The 7,113-nt window shown below is 61.3% G+C and carries 6 protein-coding genes and 1 tRNA gene; 6 read left to right on the top strand and 1 reads right to left on the bottom strand.

Annotation, left to right across the window (positions count from 1 at the left end):
* The first annotated feature begins 169 nt into the window (after positions 1–169).
* The 6 genes from HMPREF2736_RS02355 to HMPREF2736_RS02375 all read left to right on the top strand — a co-directional run bounded on the left by HMPREF2736_RS02355 (position 170) and on the right by HMPREF2736_RS02375 (position 6,527).
* The gene (locus tag HMPREF2736_RS02355; RefSeq protein WP_246822039.1) at positions 170–3,076 is read left to right on the top strand and encodes a UPF0182 family protein; all 2,907 of its coding nucleotides are present in this window, start codon (positions 170–172) and stop codon (positions 3,074–3,076) included.
* A gap of 124 nt (positions 3,077–3,200) precedes the next feature.
* Positions 3,201–3,980 (top strand): glucose 1-dehydrogenase, encoded by a 780-nt coding sequence (locus HMPREF2736_RS02360; RefSeq protein WP_070828804.1) that lies wholly within the window; start codon positions 3,201–3,203, stop codon positions 3,978–3,980.
* Between the two features lie 158 nt (positions 3,981–4,138).
* Positions 4,139–4,212: transfer RNA gene (locus tag HMPREF2736_RS02365), tRNA-Met, on the top strand.
* Between the two features lie 465 nt (positions 4,213–4,677).
* The gene (locus tag HMPREF2736_RS02370; protein ID WP_034997552.1) at positions 4,678–5,700 is read left to right on the top strand and encodes a DUF4192 domain-containing protein; all 1,023 of its coding nucleotides are present in this window, start codon (positions 4,678–4,680) and stop codon (positions 5,698–5,700) included.
* A gap of 161 nt (positions 5,701–5,861) precedes the next feature.
* Complete coding sequence (locus tag HMPREF2736_RS12335) at positions 5,862–6,005, top strand: hypothetical protein (RefSeq protein WP_016456431.1); 144 nt, start codon at positions 5,862–5,864, stop codon at positions 6,003–6,005.
* A gap of 90 nt (positions 6,006–6,095) precedes the next feature.
* The gene (locus HMPREF2736_RS02375; RefSeq protein WP_034997554.1) at positions 6,096–6,527 is read left to right on the top strand and encodes a single-stranded DNA-binding protein; all 432 of its coding nucleotides are present in this window, start codon (positions 6,096–6,098) and stop codon (positions 6,525–6,527) included.
* Here the strand turns inward: HMPREF2736_RS02375 and HMPREF2736_RS02380 are convergent.
* Positions 6,524–6,952 carry a recombinase family protein gene (locus tag HMPREF2736_RS02380; RefSeq protein WP_256008564.1) on the bottom strand — a complete coding sequence of 143 codons (429 nt, stop codon included), beginning with the start codon at positions 6,950–6,952 and terminating at the stop codon, positions 6,524–6,526. The two genes, HMPREF2736_RS02375 and HMPREF2736_RS02380, sit on opposite strands and share 4 nt — an antisense overlap.
* Positions 6,953–7,113 lie beyond the last annotated feature (161 nt).

Raw genomic sequence — 7,113 nt, forward strand, 5'->3', positions numbered from 1 at the left:
TTATTCAGGGCTTGTTGTTCGCGCACGGGAACCTTTCCGGATTGTTGGCCGTTAAACTTTCTAGGCTGTAATGCACATAGACGTTGGACAACACTATTCCTAAGGAGCAGGCTTGGCTACCCGCCTCACCCGGCCACAACCACGGTCGCAGAAACCGAATAAAGGCCTCATGGTCACACTCGGTGTACTCGCCGCACTTTTCTTCCTCCTACCAGTGCTGATCGGTATCTATACCGATTTTCTCTGGTTTGGGGAGGTTGACTTCCGCGGTGTTTTCAACCGAGTGATCCTCTTCCGTGTCGTGCTGTTTGTCATCTTCGCGCTGCTTGGTGCAGCCGTCGCATGGGCAGCGGCACGGATTGCGTGGCGTGGCAGGCAACAAGACAGCGGCGATATTTTCGGCGAGACCTCGCAGCAAGCGCAGTACCGCGCCGCCGTGCAAGACGGTGTGAAGGGGCTGCTGACCTGGGTGCCGGTGATCGTGGGCATCATGTCTGGTCTTGCTGGCCAGCGCATGTGGCGTGTGTTCATGATGTGGTTCAACGGTGGGGACTTTGGCACCACCGACCCGCAGTTTGGCAAGGATCTTGGCTTCTACGCGTTTAGCCTGCCGGCAATCTCTGCGATTGTGGGCACGCTGTCCATGCTGCTCGCCGTGGCATTTTTGATCGGTGCGGTGGGCCACTACATGCTCGGTGGCATCCGCATTGGCAACAACGTCACCGGAGTCAAAGGCATGGTGTCCAAGCCGGCACGCATCCAGCTCGCCGTCACCGCAGGCCTGTGGATGCTGACCAAGGCCGTGACCTACTGGCTGGACCGCTACTACCTGCTATCCAGCCAGAATGACATCTTCACCGGTGCGTCCTACACCGCGGTCAACGCGATGCTGCCCGCGAAGATCATCCTCACCGTCATCGCTGTGGTTGTCGCAGCGGCGTTTTTCGCCTCCATCGTGTTCAAGGACTTCCGCGTCCCAGTGCTGGCAACGGTGCTCATGCTGGTGTCCTCCATCGTGGTGGGCAACGTGTGGCCGGCGCTTTTGGAGCAGTTCTCGGTCAAGCCGAACCGTCAGGCCAAGGAATACGAGTACATCGGCCGCAACATCGAAGCCACACGCGAGGCATACGGGCTGACCGATGACAAGGTCACCTACATGGAGAACTGGGGCGGCAACACCTCAAACACCGATGTGGCTAAGGATGCGGCGACGATCTCCAACCTGCGCCTGCTGGACCCGGACATCATTTCCCCGACGTTTACCCAGAACCAGCAGCTGCGTAACTTCTACGGCTTCCCAGACCAGCTGGCCATGGACCGCTACGAGGTCGACGGCCAGATGCGCGACTACGTTGTCGCCGCGCGTGAGATGGACCCGAACGCGCTGAGTGAAAACCAGCGCGACTGGATTAACCGCCACACCGTTTACACCCACGGCAACGGCTTTGTCGCAGCGCAAGCCAACACTGTCGACGAGGCCGCGCAGGACGCCGGCTCAACCCGCGGTGGCCTGCCAATCTTTACCGTGTCCGACCTGCAGGCCAACGCCGCCGCCAAGGAGTCCGGCGAGGCTGAAGAGCTGGGCATCAAGGTGGAAGAGCCGCGCATTTACTTCGGCCCGGTGATCGCCTCTGCCCAGGATGGTCTGGACTACGCCATTGTTGGCGACAACGGCCAGGGCCCGGTGGAGTACGACACCGACAACTCCACCTACACCTACACCGGCAAGGGCGGCGTGGACATCGGCAACCCGATCAACCGCGTGGCGTACGCCGTGAAGTACCAGGAACTGAGCTTCCTGCTGTCCGATCGCGTTGGCGGCAACTCGAAGGTGCTCTACGACCGTGACCCGCGCAAGCGTGTGGAAAAGGTCGCACCGTGGCTGACCACCGACTCCAAGACCTACCCGGCTGTTATCGACGGCCGCGTGAAGTGGATCGTGGACGGCTACACCACCCTGTCCCAGCTGCCGTACTCCACGCGTACTTCCCTGCAGGACACCACGCAGGACGCGCTGAACCCGGACGGCACCACCCAGCGTCTGATCACCGAGAACGTCGGCTACATCCGCAACTCCGTCAAGGCCACCGTGGACGCCTACGACGGCACCGTGGACCTCTACGCATTCGACGAGTCCGATCCGGTGCTCAACGCCTGGATGAAGTCCTTCCCGGGCACCGTGCGCCCGAACTCGGACATCACCGACTCCCTGCGTGACCACCTGCGTTACCCGGAGGACCTGTTCAAGGTTCAGCGTGACCTGCTGGCGCGCTACCACGTGGATGACCCGGGCGTGTTCTTCAACAACGACGCTTTCTGGTCTGTGCCGAACGACCCGACCGCACCGGAAGGCCGCGACCAGCTGAACCAGCCGCCGTACTACGTGGTGGCCGCTGACCCGGAGACCAACAAACCGTCCTTCCAGCTGATCACCCCGTTCCGTGGCCTGAACCGCGAGTTCCTGTCCGCACACATGGCGGTGTCTTCCGACCCGGAGACCTACGGCAACATCACCGTGCGCGTCCTGCCGACGAACACCCAAACCCAGGGTCCGAAGCAGGCCCAGGACGCCCTGATGTCCTCCGACCAGGTGGCGCGTGACCGCACCCTGTGGGAGGGCACCAACGACCTGAAGAACGGCAACCTGCTCACCCTGCCGGTGGGCGGCGGCGAGATCCTCTACGTCGAGCCGATCTACTCGCAGCGCAAGGACCAGGCCTCGGCCTTCCCGAAGCTGTTGCGCGTGCTGGTCTTCTACCGCGGCCAGGTGGGCTACGCCCCGACCGTGTCCCAGGCGCTGAAGCAGGTGGGTATCCACTCTGACGCAGCTCAGGAAGTCGAAGTGGTGGACGAAAACGCACCACAGGGTGAGGCTGAAACTACCCCCGCTGAGGAAAACAAGGAAGCCACACCGGAGGGTGATAACGCGCCGAAGGTAAACCGTGACGAGGCCCTGAACAGGATCAATGATGCTCTTCGTAACCTGGAGAGTGCCCGCAACGGCTCCTTCGAGGAGTACGGTCGCGCCATCGACCAACTCGACCGTGCAGTGGCTGAGTACCAGAAGGCGCAGTAACGGGTTATAGTTATCTCGTCCCCCCAGGACCGGGTGCATCGCGCGAAGTGGGCGCGCGATGCACCACTTTTGTATCTAGCATGGTGTTCACAACCAACTCTTTGAGAGAAAGGCTGGATAGATCATGGGACGTTTTGACGGCAAAGTAGCGCTTGTGACCGGTGGCGCATCGGGAATGGGTGCAGCAGACTGCAAACTCTTCGTCGAAGAAGGTGCAAAGGTTGTCATCGCTGACCTCAACGAAGAGCTCGGCGGGGAACTGGCAAACGAGCTCGGCGACAACGCAATTTTTGTGAAGCTCAACGTTGCCGACGAACAGGACTGGAAGGACGCCATCGCGGCGACGAACGAGGCGTTCGGCCGCCTGGACATCTTGGTGAACAACGCCGGCATCCTTCAGATGACGGGAGTGGAGGACACCACCCTGGAGCAGTTCCAGAAGATCATGGCCGTCAACGTGGACGGCGTGTTCTTGGGCATGAAGTACGCCATCCCGGAGATCCGTAAGCAGGGCGGCGGCGCGATCATCAACATGTCGTCCACCGCGGGCCTGGAAGGCCAAGTCAGTGCGACCGGCTACGTGGCATCCAAGTGGGCAGTGCGCGGCATGACCAAGACGGTCGCCGCCGACGTTGCCGACGAGAACATCCGCATCAACTCCGTCCACCCGGGCGCGATTGCAACCCCGATGACGGCAGATTCCCTTGTAGAGGGTGCACCGCTTCCGCTCGCAGCAGCGAACCGTCCGGGCCGCGCCGAGGAGGTTGCGAAGACGGTGCTGTTCCTCGCGTCCGACGACGCGTCCTACATCAACGGCGCAGAGATTGCTGTCGACGGCGGCCTGACCCTGGGCGCCTCGAAGCACATCTACGGCATCCTCGGCCAGCTCGCTGCCCAGCAGTAACGGCAGTAGTAGCGGTAGCGGCAGTAGTAGGGAAGCCCCGATAATTGGATCGCACCAAACCGTCGTGAACAGGCGGTTTGGTGCTCTCTGTCGGTGTATGTATAGTAAGTCCACGTTGCTGGTTACGGCGACAGGCGAAAATCACATATTGCGCCCGACGCGGGGTGGAGCAGCTCGGTAGCTCGCTGGGCTCATAACCCAGAGGTCGTTGGTTCGAATCCAGCCCCCGCTACTAAGATAAGGCCCCTAACAGTGGAAACGCTGGTAGGGGCCTTCTTCATTTTGTGATCGGATCGCCATTTGGTGCACTAGCTGGTGCACTAGGGTCAAAATCCTGCACCAAACGGAACTGCGACGCTCCAACGACGCGGCGCAGGTTTTCGGTGCATTGCTTAGTGATTGCTAGGACGGCAGCAACGAAGGAACGCCACGGGAGTCGGCAGTTCGAGGAAAGCAACTGCGAACTGCTGTGCAAGTCTCACAACCGCGCCAAAGGTAACGCTTAACCAGCGGCGACGCGGGGATCTAACAATGCTGCGTCGCTAGCGCTCGCACCCAGCGAGCGAGCATCAGGCTGCGCTAGCGACGCCGAGCGCACAAAGGCACTGCACTGCGGGGATACGCCTGCGACCGGCAGAGCCGGACTGAATACGGGATTGACCACGTTCACCCCGTATTCGTGCAAAGGAGCACTGCCATGTCCACTCATTCCCACACGCTTGCATCTCACGGCGAGATCCTCGCGAACCTCCCCGGCATCCTCGGCTTCTACCCGAACAACTCGCTGATCCTCGCGTTCTTCGTCGACGACGAGGGCGTCGACACCGTCCGCCTCGGCCCGGTCGCGCGGTTCGATCTGGACGAGGCCGTGGAGAAGCTCACCGAGAGTCGCGAGCGGTTCGCAGCGTGGGTCCACCACCTCGAACTCGACGCTGTTATCGCGTACATGATCAGCGATGACATTGCGCAGCCGGTCTTTGACGAGACGGCCACGTATCTCACTAGTGGGGCAGTGCACCTACCGCCGCTGCTCGGGGTGGTGCAAGTGCCCGAGATCGTCACCGGGGCTGCGTGGTGGTCTGTGTACCAGCATCCGCTCATCGACGAGCCGCGCCACGGCGTTGTCGGCGAGGTCGCCGCATCGGCGGCGCTGCGGCAGATGCTAGAGCACACCGGCGAGCTGCCGGAGCCGAGCAAAGACGACATCGAGGCACGCCTGAACAGCACCGATCACGGCATCGACGCTGCCGAGCACGCCGACATCATCGAAGACGCGCTGGCGTATATCCCGCCCATGTTCTCCGACGTGCTGCAGCGTGAATACGAGCAGGCGGCGGCAGGAATAACCCAGCCGAGCACGCGCGCTGTTCGATCGGCGCTGAAATGCTTCACCACGCCGCGCTTGCGAGACGCGCTGCTCGCGGCGCTGCTCGATGACCCGCAGGCGGGCCTACGGTTCGCGGAGCAGGTTATGCGTGCTGTCCCGACCAGCTGGCCAGGGATGCGCGCGCAGCTCACCACCACGGTTGCCGTGCTTGCGCACGCCACAGGCCAGCCGGGACTAGCTGGCGTGGCCGCGCACCGAGCCACCGAGATCGGGCCAGACGAGAACTTCCCGTCGTTGGTGGCGAAGCTGACCGACATCGGCCAAGGCGAGCGGATGGTCGAACTCGTCCGCGAGGGCGCCGAGAAGACCCGCACGATCTTGTTCACCGAGTAGCACCACACACCCCGTTGCAGCGATGCAACGGGGTTTCTTTTTTTCTCGTCGGCCGTGGCTTGCGACAGCAGACACTTCAACGAGGCAGGGGAGCGACCCCTAGACAGCAGAGCTGTCTCCAACAGACGGATTGACCACCAATCCGAACAAGGAGGCACGTGATGCGCGACATCACCCACACCGACCTGGAACTGCTCTACCAGCTCGCCGACGGCATCGACGGCGAGGACGCCGATCCGGGTGCAGCACAAGAACTGCGCGACCTAGAGGCGGCAGGCACGCCGCTGCCCTGGGCAGTGCTGTAACGACAGCGCAACCCCCCGCAGCAGCAAAGCAGCTGCTTCAACACCCACATTGCACGGCAATTCACACCCACCCACATAAGGAGAACCATCATGTCCAACCCCTTCAACAACGGCACCATCGTCGGCAACGCAGCTCGCGCACCGAAGCTGTTCGAGCACGCAAACGGCGGTGCGACGGTGAAGCTCAGCGTCTATGCGCGCAACACCTTCAAGAACAAGGCCACCGGCAAGGTGGAAAGCGAGATCGTGGAGCTGACCGGCTACGTCCAGGACGCGAAGAACCCCGGCGTGTTCGGCTGCATCGGGTCCGGCGACCGTGTCGCAGTGAGCTACTCGCTGAAGACCGACGTCTACACCGACAAGGACGGTGTGAAGCACTACCCGCTGGTCGCCCGTATCGACACCGTGCAGCTGATCGACTCCAAGAAAGAGTCCGCTGCGCGCGCAGCCCGTCGCGGAGGCGAGGCGGCGAACGCCGCCCTGGCTGGCGCTGACGCCGACAACGACGAAGCACCGTTCTAACAACGACACCCCGCAGGGAAACCTGCGGGGTTATTTTTTTCAACTATTTCACGGTGTTGATCCAGCTCTTTCACGGCCTTACCCAACTGAACAAAACCCAACAGCCCTAGCATCAGCTTGGCGATCGGGGTGGAGTCTTTTGAGTAGGTCTGTCCCTCCTTGAGGAACTTCACCGACACTCCTTTGCTGACTAGCTCGTCAACAATGGCGTACAGATCCGTCAGTGAACGCGCGCACCGATCCATCGACGTGACGACAAGCTGATCTCCTGCACGGACATATCGCATTGCTTCATCAAGTCCAGGGCGCTCACGCGATCCACCACTGGCCTTATCCGTGTAATAGGTGAAGACCTTCTCTGCCTTGAGTTGTTCAATCTGACGATCAAGGTTCTGATCTTTCGAACTCACCCGGGCATAGCCCACCTTTTGTCCTGAGATCGCCCCCAACTGTTCAGTGATCTCCAGAGGCAGTGACGGTTCTGTTCCGTTAGTCTTGGAACTAACCCTAGCGAACAGGAAGTTTTTTCATTCACAAATTGTTCGCTTGGGGTGTACCCCAGGTGCCCCTACCAGCGCCCGCAGTT

Origin of the sequence: Corynebacterium sp. HMSC036E10 (assembly GCF_001836265.1) — a bacterium.
GTDB classification, from domain to species: domain Bacteria; phylum Actinomycetota; class Actinomycetes; order Mycobacteriales; family Mycobacteriaceae; genus Corynebacterium; species Corynebacterium coyleae.